General features: G+C 61.9%; 6 protein-coding genes. 4 read left to right on the top strand and 2 right to left on the bottom strand.

Features of this window, described 5'->3' with window-relative positions; translation table 11 throughout:
• Positions 1 to 529: 529 nt before the first annotated feature.
• From ACILSO_RS04685 to bcp, 4 genes are all read left to right on the top strand, one after another.
• Positions 530 to 1,279, top strand: coding sequence for a YebC/PmpR family DNA-binding transcriptional regulator (locus ACILSO_RS04685; RefSeq protein WP_395736211.1), 750 nt, complete (start codon positions 530 to 532; stop codon positions 1,277 to 1,279).
• 20 nt (positions 1,280 to 1,299) lie between these two features.
• On the top strand, positions 1,300 to 3,147 hold the full coding sequence (gene rho, locus ACILSO_RS04680) for a transcription termination factor Rho (protein ID WP_395736210.1): 1,848 nt from the start codon (positions 1,300 to 1,302) through the stop codon (positions 3,145 to 3,147).
• 192 nt (positions 3,148 to 3,339) lie between these two features.
• A complete protein-coding gene (locus tag ACILSO_RS04675; protein WP_395736209.1) occupies positions 3,340 to 3,912 on the top strand; it encodes a DUF4112 domain-containing protein in 573 nt (190 codons plus the stop codon).
• Between the two features lie 97 nt (positions 3,913 to 4,009).
• Positions 4,010 to 4,480, top strand: coding sequence for a thioredoxin-dependent thiol peroxidase (bcp, locus tag ACILSO_RS04670; RefSeq protein WP_395736208.1), 471 nt, complete (start codon positions 4,010 to 4,012; stop codon positions 4,478 to 4,480).
• Positions 4,481 to 4,482: 2 nt separating this feature from the next.
• Here bcp and ACILSO_RS04665 read toward each other — a convergent pair whose 3' ends face one another.
• Both ACILSO_RS04665 and ACILSO_RS04660 read right to left on the bottom strand, forming a co-directional pair.
• On the bottom strand, positions 4,483 to 6,237 hold the full coding sequence (locus ACILSO_RS04665; RefSeq protein WP_395736207.1) for a hypothetical protein: 1,755 nt from the start codon (positions 6,235 to 6,237) through the stop codon (positions 4,483 to 4,485).
• Positions 6,238 to 6,263: 26 nt separating this feature from the next.
• Positions 6,264 to 17,858, bottom strand: coding sequence for a filamentous haemagglutinin family protein (locus tag ACILSO_RS04660; RefSeq protein WP_395736206.1), 11,595 nt, complete (start codon positions 17,856 to 17,858; stop codon positions 6,264 to 6,266).
• Positions 17,859 to 17,864: the final 6 nt, after the last annotated feature.

Genomic DNA, 17,864 nt, shown 5'->3' with positions numbered 1-17,864 from the left:
ACGAATACGGGCTGAGGGGCGGGTTCTTGAATCGTGGGGAGAAAAAGATGAGAGGCTGGATGAGGCGAAGTGTGATGAACGATGACAGCCGGGTGCATCAAGCGAATGGCATGAGGTCAAAGGAACCGAAACTGCAGAGGAGCATCAGGAGGCGCCAGAGGAAGAGGAGGATCTGCCGCGGCAAGCGGAGTCGTGATGGACGGCGCCTTCAGCGGCTGTTGGTGGTTTCGCAGAAAAACCCCTTGCATGATGCCGCGGCATCCCGCACTGTTCACACCGTTCCAAGTTCTCTCAACTTGGTGAACACTTGGTGTTGTTCCCGGCAGGATTGCCGAAGTTTCCCCAGCCCTGGCGCTGATGAAACGCGACTCCGCACTCGCTGCGTGGCCGTCATTCCTGCAGAGACTCACCGCGGCGATGCCGCTTCTCCCCCCTCCCTACATTTCCCCAAACCACACCGCACGGATGGCCGCCGTCATTGTCATGGCCGCACCGGTCCGCTGCATTTTAACTGACATCGTTCATAATCATGGCAGGCCACAATAAATGGTCCAAAATCAAGCGTGGCAAAGCGATCACGGACGCCAAGCGCGGCAATGCATTTAGCAAGCTGGCAAAGGAAATCACTCTGGCGGCGAAGCATGGCGGCGGCAGCCCGGACATGAACGCACGGCTGCGCAGCGCCATCCTGGCGGCCCGCGCGGCAAACATGCCGAATGACAACATCGACCGTGCCGTCAAGAAGGGCACCGGAGAGCTGGGCGGAGCGCAGATCGAAGAAGTGCTGTATGAAGCCTACGCGCCCGGCGGTGTGGCCATGATGATCGAAATCGTCACGGACAACCGCAACCGCAGCTTCAATGACATCCGCGTGCTGCTGAGCAAAAACAGCGGCACCCTGGCAGACTCCGGCAGCGTGGCATACATGTTTGCGCGGCGTGGTGAGATCCGGCTGGACAAGGCTGCGGCTACGGAAGACCAGATCATGGAGGCGGCGCTGGAAGGCGGCGCCGAGGACATCGTGGAAGACGGGGACGACTGGATCGTCTACACTGCCACGGACCAGCTTTTTCAGGTGAACGGCGCGCTCAAAGAGAAGGGTTTCACCTCGCGCTCGCAGAAGCTCATTTACCAGCCGCAGACCACCGTGACGATCAGCGATGTGGACACCGCGAAGTCGCTGATCCGCCTGTACGACATCCTGGACGACTACGACGACGCAAACAACATCCACGCCAATTTTGAAATCGACGACTCGATTGCCGATCAGCTCGATTAATCCCCTCCCCTTTTCTGTTTATGTCTGAAGATACCCTAGCCGAGCTAGAAGCCCCGAAAACCAAGCGCAAAGCCCCGGCCAAAAAAGCAGCGGTCAAGAAAGTCGCCGCCAAAAAAGTTCCTGCCAAGAAGGCTCCCAAAGCCAAGGCCGAACCTGTGGAGGAAGTGGTGGAAGTGAAGGCTGAGGAAGCCGCACCGCCAGCCAAAGCCAAGCCAGCACGGAAGACGGCGAAGAAAAAAACAGCTTCTGATGACGATACCCCTGAGCTGGCCCTGACGACAGCCGAGGCACCTGCGCCTGCCCCAGCCTCTGCACCTGCGGAGCCTGTTGCTGCAGCTCCTTCACCGGCCGTGGAAGCGCGCGCACCTGAAGTGGTCGCTGAAGCTCCGGCTCCTGCCGCAGCCACCAGCGCGCCTGAGGGCGATGCCGCAGAAGATGGCGAGGGCGAGGATGAAGCCGACGGCCCTGAAACGACCACGAGCACCGAGCCCAGCGGACTGCCGCGCTACACCGTGATCGGTGAAAACGGCCAGCCACGCCCGATGACGGCGAAGGAACGGCGCAAGGCGAAGTTTGAGCGCTGGAAGCAGCGCCGTGCGGAGCGCGATGCGCAGCGCCGCTCGGGCCAGGGAGGCGCGCCTTATCAGACGAACGGCGGTGGCAATCGTGATAATCGTGAACGTGACAACCGTGACCGTGATGGCCAGCAGCAAGGTCAGGGCGGACATCACTACGAACCGGAACCGCCGCAGCCGCTGGGCCCGCCGGAGCCGGCCAATGGCATTCTGGAAATGTCGCCGAAGGGCTACGGCTTCCTGCGCCGCCGTGAGATGTCCTTTGCGCAGCATCCGCAGGATGCGTTCATCGCGCCCGAGTTCATCCGCAAATACGGCCTGCGCGAAGGCATGCAGGTCGTGGGCGTGCAGTGCAAAGGCGCACGCGGACCGCAGATCACGGAAGTGACCGAAGTGAATGGCCGCAACCCGCTGGCCATGCGCGAACTGCCGCTGTTTGAAGAACTCAAGGCGGTGAATCCAAACAAGCGCTACCAGCTTGAAACCACGAAGGAGCGCCTGACCACGCGAGTCATCGACATGATGACGCCGGTGGGCCGTGGCCAGCGTGGCCTGATCGTGGCGCCACCACGCGCAGGCAAGACAACGATCATGCAGCACATCGCGGAAGCCGTGCTGACGAACCACCCGGGCACACACCTCATGATTCTGCTGGTGGACGAGCGCCCGGAAGAAGTGACGGAATTCAAACGCGCCCTGCCGCAGGCGGAGATCTACGCCAGCAACAACGACCAGGATGTGAAGAGCCACACGCGCATCTCCACTTTCGCCATCGAACGCGCCAAGCGTCTCGTCGAGTGCGGCGAGCATGTCTTCATGCTCATGGACTCGATCACGCGCATGGCACGTGCTTTCAACAACAGCATGGGCAAGGGCAGCACGGGCAGCGGTGGTCTGGCGGTGGGCGCGCTGGAGATTCCAAGGCGTCTGTTTGCGGCTGCGCGCAACACGCGCACCGCCGGCTCCCTCACCATCCTGGGCACGGCGCTGGTGGAAACCGGCGGACGCCAGGACGACATCATCTTTCAGGAGTTCAAAGGCACGGGCAACATGGAGCTGGTGCTGGACCGCAAGATCGCGGAGCAGTACATCTACCCTGCCGTGAACATCTTCAAATCAGGCACACGCCGTGAAGAGCTGCTGCTGCAGGCCTTCCAGCTGGACAAGATCCACATGCTGCGCCGCGGCCTGGCCGGTCACAAGCCGGTGGAGGCGATCCAGCGGGTGATCTCCCTGCTGGAGCGGTACCCGAGCAATGCGCAGATGCTGGTGGATCTGCCGAACAAGTCGTAGTGGCTGCGAGTTCTTGGTTCCCTGGGGCTAAATGAGCAGACAGGACGAACAGGTCATAGAGGGCCTGTTCGTGGGGGGAGAGGCGCGTTTGAGCGCCAGTATCTATTTTGGGTTACAAACGCAGAAGGGTTTTGCATGCCGTGCCCGGCATTACGAGGTTGCCATTTGCGGCCTTGGGGTATCCAGTACTTCATGCCCGATCCGACGAAAGACATCAAGGTGGACGAAGTGCTGCCGCCGAAGGTCAATCCCATCGCGGCGAAGCTGGCGGGCAGCAAGGATCCGGTGGACAATGCGGCGGCGCGCATCCTGACGAAGTATCTGGATGAACTGATGCGAGTGCCTGGGACAAATGTGAGGGTCGGGCTCGATCCCATCCTGGCGCTGATCCCCGCAGTGGGAGACACGGTGGCCTCGGGTGCGGGCTTCATCATTCTGCTGGATGCGCTGCGCAGCGGCATACCGATTCATGTGTTTCTGCGCATGGCGCTGAACATGGGCATCAATTTCATCATCGGCCTCGTACCAGGTGCTGGCGCGTTAGCATCCGTGTTCTTCAAGTCGAACTCACGCAATCTACGGCTGCTGACCGAGTGGCAGGCCGGGCACAAGGACAAAGTGCACCGCAGCACGTTTCATTTTTTTCTGGGCCTGTTTCTTTTGGCGTTGATGATCGTGGGCTTTCTCGTGGTGGGCTGGATGGTGTATGCGTGGCTGTTTGTCACGGTCTTTAACGGCTTGATGCATGCGCTGGGGCTGCGGTGATCTTTTTCCGCCCGCACTGCCCTCTTGCGACACCATTCGAATTTTAAGCGCATTTTTTTGAGCCATTCTGCGGTTTCAGATGCAGTGTGGTTCTTCCATGAGCAAACCCGCCCTCAACTCCCCCGCCCCGGACTTTACGGCACCCGTCATCGGCGGGAAATACAAGGCCGGAGACACAGTCACGCTAAGTGCACTGCGCGGTCAGAATGTGGTGCTGTATTTCTATCCGAAGGATGACACGCCGGGCTGCACCAAGCAGGCCTGCGCGCTGCGCGATGGCTGGAAGGAGATCTCGAAGAAGGCGGCTGTGTTTGGCGTGAGCATCGATTCGGTGAAGAAGCATGCGAAGTTCATTCAAAAGTATGAACTTCCCTTCCCGCTGATCGCGGATGAGGACCAGAAAATCGTGAACGCTTATGGCGTGTGGGTGGAAAAGAGCATGTATGGCAAGACCTACATGGGCACCGAGCGCAGCACGTTTGTGATCGACAAAAATGGGAAGATTTCAGCGGTCCTGGAAAAGGTGAAACCGGACGAGCATCTGGATGCCGTGCTGGCGGCGCTTTAGCCTCACTTCGCGCGGTTCAAAAACAAACGCTCTTCATCCAGCAGCAGCCTCTCCGGCACTTGCTCGGCGATCTGATAAGCGCGAGCGACACCGCCTGACTGCGCAAGGAGTCCGGCGATGACGGCACGCTGGCCTGCGGAGAGGCCTTTGGTGTCAGGGAGGGTGGTGAGCTGGGCTTTGACGCTGTCGTTATCGCCGAGACGATAGGCGGCTAGGGCACGGAGGAGCTCCGGGGAGATGTGGTCGAGGGTGTTCGTCTCTTCCGCAGAAGCGGTGCGGGTGGAGGCGAGGGTGACGGTCTCGATCTCAACTCCGAGCACGAGGCGGAGGTAGTCGTAGCGCTCTGCAAAGGCGGCACTGCTGGGGCGGAGCTCATGGAGCCTGCGGGCGACGGCGAGGAGGGCTTTGCCGTCTTTTTGCAGCAAGGCCTGCTCGTAGGCCTTTTGCAAAAACAGCATCTCCTTTTCGGGAACGATGGGGGCGAGCGCACGGTAGGCACTGACCGAGATGTCATGCAAGCCCAGGCGCTCGGAGAGCACACCAGCGGCATACAATTCGTCACCATTGAGCTTGGCAGCGGCGAAGTCGACACCGATGGAAAGCAGACGGCGGGACTCGGTCAAATCGGGCTGCAGATGGCTCTCGACGTCGGCCATCCAGATGGCTGCGAGCGTGTCGGAAACAGGCGGCCGCTTTTCTTTGAGCATGTCTTTAAGCTCCTGCCAGCGCTGCAGCCCGTAGAGGGCTTCAAGCATGCTGACGTAGAGAGGACGGGAGGTGGCGGCGAGTTTTGGCGGCACGATCTCCAGCAGCCGGGCGTGCTCTTTTTCCAATGCCAGCCAGTGGGCAAGATCGACGAGGCTGCCATTGTCCTCGCTGCGATAGCGCGCGGTTTCTTCATCGAGAATGACGGAACGGCGCTCGGGCTCAAGCCGCATGATGGCGGAGACAACGTGGAGTCGGTTGGGGAGCTTTTTCAGAGGATGCTGTTCGACGATCTCCAGCAACTTGCGGGCCTCGGGAAGGGTCAGATCAGGATCTAGAACGAGACGATCCACAGCAGCCAGACCCACGATGGAATCGAGTGCGGCGAGGTTCCACAGCTCCGCGCGGGCCTGCTGTCGCACTTCCGGGAAGATGTGATTGCGGTCTTCCACGGCGAGCTGCAGGCGTGCCTCGGGGGTGTCTGTCTTGAGCTGAGAGGAGCGGCGCAGAATTTCCGCGGATTCGGCCGTGTGCCCTTCGGCATCGAGCAGCTCGGAGAGCAGTTCCAGCGAGGCCGGGGTGGAGCCGGTGGCCGGGGTCATTTTTTCATAAAGCGTGCGCGCTTCCGCCGTCTTGCGCACGGCGATGAGGCTTCTGCCGAGGAGGACAACTTCATCGGGCGAGAGCGGCTGCTTTTCAGCGAGAAGCTTGAGCTGTTGAGCGAGGGTGGAGGGATCTGAACGGGTGATCTTGAGGTAGTCGATCACGACGCGAATGACCTCGACATCCTGCGGCGCCCAGGAGCAGGCGTCCCGGATGTGGGGCACAGCTCCAACGAGGTCATTGCCCGAAATGGCCGCCTGCGCCTCGCGGGCATGGTGGCGTGCCCAGGCGGCCTTCACCGAACCTGACAACGGCTTCCACGCGATGAAGAGAACGAGCAGCAGCCCGAAGACGCCGATGAAGCAGATGCTGAACCAGCCGATGCGCTCACGCGGCGGCGCGATCTTGGGCACAGCTGCCTGACTTTCTGGATTGAACTGGAAGGCCATGGTGGATCAATGAATGAGTGCGGTGATTATTCACCGGGCTGACTGCTCTTGCGCTTCTCGTCGTCACCGCCACCACCGCCATAGCCGAGCACTTCAACGGTGATGATGGACGGGGTATCATTCTGGGTCTGCTGCTGCTGTTGTTGTTGCTGCTGCTGCTGGGTTGCAGCGGTATTGGTGGCAGCTCCGGAGGAGGCGGCGCTGGAGAGGCCGCCGATGTTTGGAGAAGCGACCGCAGGTGCGGACGGCGTGCCCGCACTGGAGCCGGAAACCTGGATGTTGCTGGCATTGAGCACCACGGTGGCGGCGATGTTCAGATTGCCCGTGGCGCGAATGCCAGCGTCACCGGCATCCACCGCACCGACGGGAGCGATGAGGTCAATGTTGGAAGGCTTGGAAGCGCCAACGGTGGCAAGGGCACCGATACCACCCCCGGTCGCGAGACCGGCGAGGTCCAGATTCACATTGGCGCTCTGCGGATCAATGATCACGCGGGTAGGCGGTGCGGACTGGACGGTTTTGGCTGAGGAACCCGCGGCGATGTCGCCCGTGGAAGACCAGATGGTGATGTCACCTCCTTTGAGGGTGAAAATACGCGAGATGCCGATGTCCACGCTGTTGTGGGTGAAGACGGAGATGCCGCCGCCGGATTCGGTGATGATGCCTGGAGGCGCCAGCTGCTGACCAATCGCCGTAGGCGAAAGCGTGAGGGCTCCGCCCGTGGCAAAGAGGGTGATGTCTCCGCCGCTCTTGGTGCGAATGTCACGCGCCTGCGTGAGGATGCTGCCAGGTGCGGAGGTGGGGAAGAGCTTGGCGATGGCCTGGAAGCCGTTGTCGTAGGAGCGGAAGTTCGGGCTGTCGGGATTGTTGTAGTCACGTCCGGCATCGCGCAGGACGAGGTAGAAGAGCGCGAGAGCCAGACGGTCGCGCTGCTCGGCGCTGAGGGCGGGATTGTTCAAATCGACAGAGGGAACGCCAAGGCTGTCCGCGAGCTCTGCGAGGTAGCGTGCGCCCAATGCGCCGGTGCCAAAGGTGGCCAGGAAGCTGGCAAAGTCGGCACTGCTGCCATTGATGCCGACAGCGGCCCTGCCAATGCCCGCGGCGGCATAGATGTCGGATCCCACAAAGGGCAGATAGGGATTGCGACCGTTGCCGATGCTGGTGATGCCGACGCCAGTGCCATCGGAGTTATTGGAGCCGACGCCGAGGTCAAGATTGCGCCCGGCCAGCACCTGCAGCGTGCCCGGGCCGCTGATCTGGATATCGCCGGCCTGGGCGACTTCACGCTGGCCAAGGAGATTGCCCGTGCTGCGGGAGAGGACGCGCTGGCTGGTGATGTTGTCATACGCGATGATGTCGCGGCCGGCGGAGACGATGGAGAGATCGTTGCTGCTGTTGTTTTGCAGGTAGAATGAGACGTCCGCAATGTCCAGGCCACCGATGATGCGGGTGGCCTTGGGGGAATAGAGTGTCATGCCGCTGATGGAGCCGGATTTGGAATAGATGAAGACCGGGGAGGTATCCGCAGCATGCAGCAGTCCGGCGGCATGCAGCGCCTGTTTCGTCTGAAGCACGGCCGCGGTGCCGGTGGTGGAACCGGTTTCATTGAAAAGATTGTCGAGCGATGAGAGGAAGTTGTTGACGGTGTCTCCTGCGGAGCTGTCCGAAGGACCGGACAGGAAGCTTTGATTTTGATAAGCAAAGGGCGAAGTGATGCCAGGGATGGCTGTTGGGGTGGCGTCCGAAAGATTGATCCTGCTGGCGGACCAGACGACGGTGTTGGGAGCGCCGCTGATGTTGGTGGTGCCGGTGGGATTGAGACCGATGATGTCATTGGCGGAAAGAAGCTCCAATGTGCCCTGGGCAGAGGGCGAGAGATTCATGCTGCCGGCAATGTTGATGCCGCCGGCAAAGGCGGTGACGCGCAGGGTGCCGGGCATGAGGCTGAAAGCAGTGTTGAAAGGCTGCAGGCTGGTTTCGGCAAGGCGGAGCCAGGGCTGGTAGAAGGAGGCAGTCTGCCTGCCGCTGGCACCACCGCTGGAGCTGAGGAGCAGCTCGTCCTGATACCATGCGCGCAGCGTGGGGATGGCCACGCCGGCAAAGCCGGTGTTCGGCAGGGTGACACTGGCACGCCACGTGACATTTCCTGCGAGCGAGGAGACGTTCACACTGCTGTCCGCAGCATAAGTAGAGAAGTAGGTCTTGTACCAGAAGGAGTTGCTGTAGCCCTGCGGCACGAGAAAGGCATTGGCCACCGGGCCGAGCAGCACATTGCCACGAGCCTTGATGCTGAAGCTGCTTTTGCCAACGAAGAGTGTGGTGGGCAGCCAGGTCTGATCATTGAGGTAGGTGGGATTGGTGAGCCCGGAAGGCTGGGCCACGATACCGAGCGAAGGAGAGCGAGTTTTGTTGGTGATGATAGAACCACCCACGTCGAGCGTGCCTTTGCCGCGCTCCACATAATACACGCCACCGTCGAGGTTGCGCCCGGAGTGAATGAGGAGATCGCCGCCGCCAAGTTCGATCATGTTCGCAGCATCCGGAGCGATGTTCACGCCCGTGGAGTCCCTGCCCTGCATGCGTGCATTGGTGGGAATGACCGCGTCCACATTGCTGACATCGCGTCCGGCGGAGACAGTGACATTGCCACCTCCGAGGGCGCCGACGTTCATGAAGAAATTGCTGAAGTCCGTCCACCAGGTGGTGGAGGCGCTCTCATTGTATTTGGAGCTGGCGAAGACGCCCGTGGTGGGGTCCACAGCGCCGCGGCGGAAGAGCCAGTTGGTGGGCATCTGGCGGCTGGAGTCAGGAATCAGCGTGGCGTCTGTGAGGCCGGTGAGCGCGGTGGTGGTGCGGGTCTGCTGGATGACGTCGTTCTGCGCGGCGATGGTGACATTGCCGCCGGCCATGGTGTACTGTGCGGGATATTTGGGGCTTTCCTGATTGGTGCCGAGAGGGCCAGAGTAGCCGCTCATGTCCGGGACGGGCACGGCGAAGGTTCCGCCGAGAGTAGGATCGGCAACCTGCGCGCCGACGGTGTAGATGCCTGAGAAGACGTTGAGGAATTTCACATCGCGCGCCGTGGAGATGTCGATTTCACCGGTGCCGGTGCGAATCACCTGGAAGCGGTTCGTGGTGCTGGAGGCGCTGGGATTGACCACGGAGATGGTGGTGGCCGCGGTGCTGGTGCCAGTGCCGGAAGAAATGGGAACGGCGGCATTGCGACCGAGCAGAAGCGAGCCGGAGCCTGTGGCTGGAGCGGACTGCACCTGGTGATAATCGGCAGCGGTAAAATCAGCGCCGGCCGTGAGGCGATAGGACCAGGACTGCAGATTGGTGGGCAGCGCGGTGTTCAGCGTGCTGAGAGCTGAGTTGTACAGGCCGGTGGCGAAGCCATCGCTGAGGCTGTTGAAGAAGATCAGGTTGCCCGAGGCGCGCAGTGTGAGGATGCCGGGGACTTTGAGTGTACCGAAACGCGCAGTGGAGGCGCCGAGATTCCAGTCGCCGCTGGTAGGGCTGACATTGGTGAGGCCGAGGGTGAGATCGCCGGAGGTGTTGATGACTTCCGCGCCAGGAAGGAGGAAGAAGATGGATTTCAGCGCGGCGGCATTGGCATTGCCAGCAAACAGAGTGTTGGTAATGGCGGTGGTATTGGCGGCGAAAGTGCTGCCATTGGTGGTGATGGCAGTGAGCGCCGCGGCATTGAGGGTGCCACTGGCGGGTGTGTAGATCTTGTAGCCTTCCGCAGTGATGACCGAAGCTCCGGTGATCTGCGCATTGATGGGATTCATCTGCAGGTTGTTGGAAGCCGCCACCTGCGGTGCGCGAAGCTGCAAGGTGCCGGTGTAAAGGCCCCATGCGGAACTGCCGGCGAAGCTGACGCTGCCGGTGCTGTTCAGCGTGAATGACTTTGCGCCGATGATGCTGGTGGCCTTGTTGGCTACGAGAGAAATCGTGCCGCCATTGGCAAGCGTGACGGTGCCGGAGACAGTGGAGGTGATGGTGTCAAAACCACCCAGATTGGCCGGCACGTTTGTGGACACTCCGGCGGAAACATTGGTCAAAGTGCTGCCCGGAATATTACCAGCGACGGAGAGATCAATCTGCGATCCGGTCTGCAGATCGAGCACGGCACTGGTGCTGGCCACTCCATTGCGCTCGGAACCGGCCATGAGGGAGATGTTTCCGCCCTTGCCCGCATTGTCGAACTTTTGCGCGGCAGCGGTAATGCGCGAACCGCTGGCAAGTATGACGCTGCCGGTAGCCTGTAGGGTGACCTGGCCGCCAGTGGCGCCGGAGGCATCGATCAAGCCCGTGACGGTGATGCTGCCCTGGTCGGCGGAGAGATTGAAAATGCTGGAGGTGGCGGTGCCATCGACCGTGACATCGCCGGAGAGAACGCGAATGCTGCGCGAGTAGCTGATGTTGGCGGCATTGAGCGTGGCATTCAGACTGGCCAGGGATGGCAGTGCGCCGGCGGTGAGGATGAAGGAACCGGTGTGCCCCCCTGCCCCGGCAAAGCTGACGAGCTGGCCCTGTGGCAGCGGACTGCCGGGCACCGCAGCGGAAATGGAGAAAGTGCCGGCCGGTGTGGAGACGGCAAGCGTGCCCGCATTGCCGCCCAGCAGCGATGCATCGGCAGCGATATTGATGACACCGCCGGGCTGCAAATTGATGGAGCCGAGAGCTGCCTTGAGATCGATGCGGCCTGCGTCCGTGTATTTCACCTGGTCATAAAAAGTCTGCGCAGTGCCGCTGACTTTGAGCGTGCCGGTGATGTCGAGGTTGCCCGTGGTGGCGGTGAGCGTGAGCTGGCCGCTCAGAGCATCGATCTCCGTGCCTGCGCTGATGGAGGAACCTGTGAGCGCGAGTGTGGCACCGAGACCGCTGACCACTGGAGTGGCAGAGGCGGCGCTCGATTGCAGAACCATCGCACCACTGGAGGTGATGGCCTGCGACGCAAATGCGTCTCCCGCGATCACAGGCGTGGTGGCGGTGAAGGTGCCCTGCACCTGAAGTGCACCGCTGCCCTGCGCAAGAATGCCATTGGTGGCCGTGGCGGTGACGGCGGTGAATTGATCGATCTGCAAGGTGTTTGCGCCGAGGCGGAGCGTGGTGGTATTCAGCGCGAGCGTGCCGCCGGAACTGGCAACCGCCCCGGGAGCGGTGGCGGAGGCGGAGTTGTCCAGCAGCATGCTCTGCGCGGTGAGAGTGACGGTGCCGGAGTTGTTGTTGAAGCCACGAATTTCTCCGGCATGCAGCGCGAGGGAGGTCATGCTGGCGGAGCCGAGCTGGCCGGTGCCGTAGAGGTCGATGGAGGAATAGCTCAGGAGCGAGAGTGACTTCGCGCCCTGCAAACTGGCCAGCAAGGAACCAGCGATGACGAAGCCAGGAGAAGGCTGCAGCGAACCGGGACTGTCAAGCTGCACGCTGATGCGGCCGCTGTCGATGTTCAGCGTCTGACCGGAGAGGACGGCGGCGGTGTCCACGCTGAGGGCGCTGGTGGAGTCCAGGGTGATGCTGCTGCCGGTGATGCTGGCTCCCGCGCTGATGGAAAGGACGGGCCCCGCAGTGGAAGCGACGACGCCGGAGCGCAGCATCGAAGCGGTGCTGTCCGAGGACACACGCAGCAGGGCGCCATTGCCGCTGCCAGAAGCGGCTGAACTTCCGATGAGAAGGGTGTCAGCCTTTGACACCATGGCGCCGGATTGAGCGATGACGGCACCTGCATTGAGCGTGAGTGCGCTGCTGGCTGCGAGGATGACCTCGGGCATCGTGAGGGCGGAGGCGGCGGAGTTGCCCACGGTGATGTTGCTGGTGCGGACCGAAAGTGCGGTGCCAGCGGTGGTGCTGCTGCGCTGGCCGCCGATGAGAAGGCTCTCGGCAGCGAAGGCGCTGAGCTGGGCGGCATCCAGCACGAGCACTCCAGGCGCGGCGCTGGTGCCTGCGGTGGCGATGAGGATGTCCGAAGGACTGCTGATGTCCACCGAAGCACCACGGCCGCCGGTTCCGGCGGAGCCCTGGATCTGGCCGAGGAAGGTCATGCTGTTCACGGCCTCCAGCAGCAGGCGTCCGGCATCGAGCGGAAGGCGCGGAACGGTGATATTCAGCGCGATGGCGCGGTCACGCAGGAAGGTATTGGCGGAGAAATCGTCATACTGGGCACGCACGCGCGTGACTGCGGAAGGAGCAACCTCAAAACTGGTGTAGAGCAGCGGCTGCTGGCGTGAGGAATTCAAGTCATTGAAGCGATAACCAGACACGAGCGAGGCACCGCTAGGCTGCAGCACGGAACCCTGGGGGGCGCCCGATTGGGGAGTCACGAGGAATGCTCCTGCCAGCAGGGCGTAACGTGCAGGGAGGAGTGTGTAGTAGCCCGCCTGCAAACCGCTGCCGCCATTGAGATACACGCGGTCTCCCACGCTGAGAGTGGTGTTTTTGTAGCCATCCACGCCGGAAGCGAGGTTCACCGTGTTTGTCGTGTTGTTGAACTGACCAAAGGGCGCGTAATCAGGGGTGTAACCGGGCAGGACGGCAAAGGCTCCCGAATTGGCCAGAATGTCCACGGTGCCGCCGGTGCCGCTGACCCAGCGATAGGCGTAAAGATCGCCACCGCCACGCAGATCAATGGTGGCACCGGTCTGCGCGGTGATGCTGGTGGCGGAAGTGTTGACCGCCTTGGTTGGAAGTCCGCCGCCGGTGATGTCCTGCCCCAGGGGATCGATCCATGAGGAACCATCGCTGCTGTAACCGTAGGGGATGCTTACGCCGAGGCCGGTGATCGGATCGATCTGCGAGACGGAAGTGCGGCTGCCAGCGAGAAAACTAAGATTTGAAGCAACCGGCACGGAACGGCCTGCGACGATGCCCGCGCCAGTGAGCAGATCCTGCGGACTGGCGCCGGTGCCGTCCCAGCCTAGATTGATGGTACCGGCAGGGGCGACGAGGGTGCCGCCTTGATTGATGGTGGTGGCATAGACATTGATGGTGCCACCAGCGGAAAGAGGCAGACTGCGCACGCCGCCTGAGGCAAACGTGATGGAACCGCCATACGAGGCCATGGTGAAAATGGAGGCCGTGGGCGTATAGATTTGTCCAGCGGTCATGGTGAGATTGCCCGCGATATCAAAGGTACCATCGCCGCGGATGTCGCCATTGCTGGCATTGAAGCTGGCCGAGCCGGTGTTCTGCAAGGTCAGGATGCCGATGTCGATGGTTTTAGCAGCGACATTGAGGGAGCCGGTGCCGCTGGTGGGCGCGATGTAGTAAGGCTGACCGGCCGAGGTGTATGGCAGGGCCTCGATCTGACCGGACTGCATGGGAGTACGGAAATCCTGACCGAGAGAAACATAGGCGGCGTTCAGATTCACCACATCGTCGGAGCTGAACACACCGCTGGAGGCGATGCGGAGGCTGGAGGCCGCCGTCAAAGTGACGGGGCCGGAGAACTGCACGGTGCCGGAGAGCGTGAGCGAATCAAAGCCGCCGCTTTGAAACGTGCTTGCCTGGAAATAGCCCTGCTGCGCGATGGTGGCTCCACCCGCGGTGGTGGCAAAACGTCCGAGAGCATTGCCGCCGGCCGTGTAAACGGGAACGGGCACCGAAGGGGTGCTTTGCGTCACGAGCATGGTGACATCTTCTGGTATGGCGGAGACACCCACCTGGTAGAACCTGCCGGAGGAAAGAGCCAGCGCGCCGCCGGTGGCTGTGACGCCGCCGCTGCGTGCGCTGAGCGTGGCGTCCACAAAGAGCATTTCACTGCCTTTGAAGGTGATCGAGCCGCCATTGCTGTCCACACGCACCGGCACGGTGAGAGTGCCATTGAACAAGGGAGTGGTGAGGCCGCTCGAGGGAGAGGCGTAAGAAGCACCGGTCACCTGCCCTGCCTGGGCCAGGGTGAGGTCGAGCATGCCACTGGCACCGGAAGCATCGAGCACGGCGCCGGATTCAGCGAGCACGTTGCCACTGATGCTGATAGTGCCACCAGCGAGCACGCTGCCCTGGTTCAGACCAAAAGCATTGGGCAGCAGCAGACGCTCGCCCGCAGTGGAAAGCATGCTGCCGGGCATCAAGTCCACGGTAAAGAAGGCACTGGTGGGCACAGGGTCAAACGAGACATACTGGCTGCCCCCTTTGACGGTGATGGACCCACCAGGGGCGATGACCGAACCGGCCAGCGCCATGGCATCGGCATTGAAGGTGACCGAACCGCGTGCATCGGTCTGGATCCGTGATCCTGCCGCCATGACGATCTCGCCACGGACGAGAAGATTGCCGCTGAAGTCATCGCGCACGGCGTGGGCTTCGAAGTCCAGTGAGACAGGCTTGCGCACACCTTCGGCGAGAATCTGTGGCGTGAGGGTGACACCGGAGTTCTGAGAATTGAGAACGGCGACCCAGCTCTGCACCACGGGTGAGAGGCTGGTGCCTGGAGCAAAGTAAACCGCCGGGGAAAAGACGCCGCTGACAGCAGTGGTCTGGCCGATGCCGGTAAGCGCAAAGGAATTGAAACCACCCGCGCTGAAAAATTCGGGATCCAGCACGAGCGTGTTCGGGTCCGTGCTGGTGCCGCCAATCTGAAAAGCAGGCGCCTGCAAGCTCAGGGTGCCCCCGGTGGCACCGGAGAAGCCTCGCAGGATGGAACCCGGCGTCAGGCCGCCGCCAAGCACGCCCGTCAGCCCGATGTCCTGCCCGGTCTTGATGGAGATGCTGCCGGCATCGCCATAAGTGAGGGCGGAGGTGCTGGCGACGCGCACGCCGCCGGAGACATCGAGCAGGCCATTGGTGGCCAGGGTCACGGTCATGGCATTGATGGAGATGCTGCCGCCAGTGATGACACGCGGCAAATTCAGCCCCACGCTGCCACGTTCATCAACGATGAGACCGGTGGTGTTGAGCACCGCAGTCGAGCCGATGCGCACATCGCCACGGGTCAGATCGGCCGCAGGCAAGGTTAGCGGAGGATTGATGTGCATATCCACCACGGCGGCAGGAGAGAAGTCGTAGGCAGTGAGGGAGATGCTGCCACCACGGGTGATGATGGTACCGTCCAGGTCAATACCGGCGGCTGCGAGCGTGACAGAGCCGAGCGGCGCAGTGGTAAGAACGGAAGCTGCGGGAAGGACGATGCGACCATCCACATTTTGCACCACAAAATGGCCGAAGCCAAAGGTGGAGACGAGTTCGGGAGAGAGATTGATAGTGGCGACACGGTCGGAACGCAAAGCGTAGGCGCCGGAGGGATCCGAAGCGAAGGGATCTGCCACAGGCTGAGTGACGCCGGAGCGCAGGAAGACAGTGGTGCCGACCGGATAAACAAGCGGATAGCTGGTAGCGGCGGAATTTGCCTGTGCCTGAAGGCTGATCGTCAGCGTGGCGGCCTGCGGGAGGGCATCGCGCTGGCGCGAGCCGGCCACGGTGGTGCCGAAGAGCGAGCCATCAAGAGCAAGCGCCGGGGTGGAAAGGGTGATCTTGCCAGCGGCGGCGCCCTGGATGCCACCGGGGTCCTGATAGGTGCTCTGGCCAAATTGGGAGGTGGAGGTGCTGCTGCTGCTCCAGGCGGTCTGCGTGGTGGTGGTGGAGCCGGTGTAAATGCCGGAATACACCTTGTCCGGCGTGGCCTCCGCGATGTTGATGATCTGACCGTCGGAGATGAGCTGCGTGGTCTGCACGGTGCTGCCCTGGTAGTCCACCCAGCCGCCAGAGACGTCCAGCGTGGCGGAGGATTGCACAACGACCGAACCGCCGGCAGAAAGCTTGATGCTGCCGCCCGCAGTGGTGAGCTCGGCGACCGTGCGCTGAATGATGCCGACGTAGCCGCTAAGATCGGCGAGCGGTGTGCCATACCACACCTTGCCATTGTAGGTGCCGGTTTCGCGAAGATCGACGGTGACGGTCTGATTCCGAAGGGCGCCATTGCGCTGCAGCGGTGAGTCGGCGAGCTCGTTGCTCCGGAGCTGCACAGTAAGAAGGTACTGGGACACCGGCACGGAGACATCGGTGGAACCCGCCACGCTGATGGTGGCACCGGCGTCAACGTAAATCTGGCCGCCGGAGTAGACAAACGTGGAGCGTGGAAGCACTGGGGAGTCCACAAAATCCCAGATGCCGGCGTTTACGGAGACCTGGGCATTCGGAGCGAGAACGGAGGCATTGGCGCCCAGATAAACCGATTGCGCAGTCATGTTGATCTGGGAAACGAGAGCGAGCTGCGTGCCCACAATGGTTTCCGTGGAGGCCCACTCGGGAAGAATCTGCGTCACGGAGCCGGAACCAAGGCTGAGAGCGCCGCTGGACTGGTAGAAGAACGGCGGCACGTCAGGGAGCGAAATGGGATCGTAAACAGCATTGGGAACGGCATTGTAGGAGGCGTTCAAAGTGATGCTGCCGTTCAGCGCTACGGAGGTGCTGCTGGTGATGGCGCCGTCTTGACGCACGTCCATGCCGGTCATGGTCACATTCCCACGTGGCACATCGATGATGCCATTGTTGACGGCGGTGCCGGCGTAAGAGCCGACTGCACCGAGGTAGACATCCAGGCCACGCAGGCTGGGATCGCTGCTGCTGTGCGCTGCAAAACCCACCTGCAGACCAGCGGCGAGGATGGTCTGGCCGTCCGGAGTGGAGATCTTGCCGTTGTTGGTCACATTGGCACCGATGAGTGCGATGCGTCCGCCGACGTGGTCTGCAGTGGTGGGGCTGCTGAGCTTTGCGCCGGCCTGCACGGTGACATCGCCCGTCTGGCCGCTCGCGGTGAGCGGGGTCGGGGCGGTGAATGCGGGAGAACCTTTGGCCCCTGCAGGCTGATCCAGCGCGGAGAAGAGATACTGCACATCCAGGGGATTGAGCAGACCACGATCTACCAGATCATCATTGATAGGCAGCGAGGTGGCGACCATGGTGTGCACGTCCACCTGACTGGACCCGCCGAAGATGATGCCATTTTGATTGATAACATACACCTGCCCTGGCGCGGTGATGGAGCCGAGGATCTGCGTGGGATTGCCGGTGGGATCAGTCACACGATTGAAGGCGATCCACTGGCCGACATTGGCACCGCCGGCGCTCTGGTCGAAATTCAGCGTGGTGTTTTTGCCGATGTTGAACGTCTGCCAGTCAATGAAGGCCTGCTGCTGGTTTTGAACAATGTTCACCGTGGTATGGCCGCCGGTCACGGACTGCGTGGGGGCGCTGGCGCCGTCCGGTGTGCCGATGATCTGCAAAGCACCGGCACCGAGGCCATCGGGTACATTGGGCAAAGTGCCGCCACCATTGGGATTCACGCCGACATTGTTGGCGCCGCTAATGGCGAGAGAGCGTGCGGCATCCTGCATGGCCTGCACCGCAAGCACGGCCTGGGTATTCCGCGCGAGAATGTCCGAGGCATGCACACGGGCCACGGCGGCGGCTTCAGCCCCGGTGGCACCGCTGGCCCCAGCGTCCGTCTGCGGCTGCGCGGTGCCGGCAGGAGCGCCGAAACCGTGACGCAGCACATCCACCGCCAGCGCGACCGGCAGAGGTCCGGGCAGCAGTGTGAATGCGGTGATCACCGCGAGAACACGGTAACCGAAGGAGAATTCTCCAAAGACAAGTCGGCGAGGACGGGATGAAATGCGGGGCATGAAAGA

It is taken from the genome of Prosthecobacter sp. (assembly GCF_044226605.1).
Classification (GTDB): domain Bacteria; phylum Verrucomicrobiota; class Verrucomicrobiia; order Verrucomicrobiales; family Verrucomicrobiaceae; genus Prosthecobacter.
The sequence above is the reverse complement of the archived record's forward strand: the minus strand, read 5'-3'. Positions and strand labels throughout refer to the sequence as shown.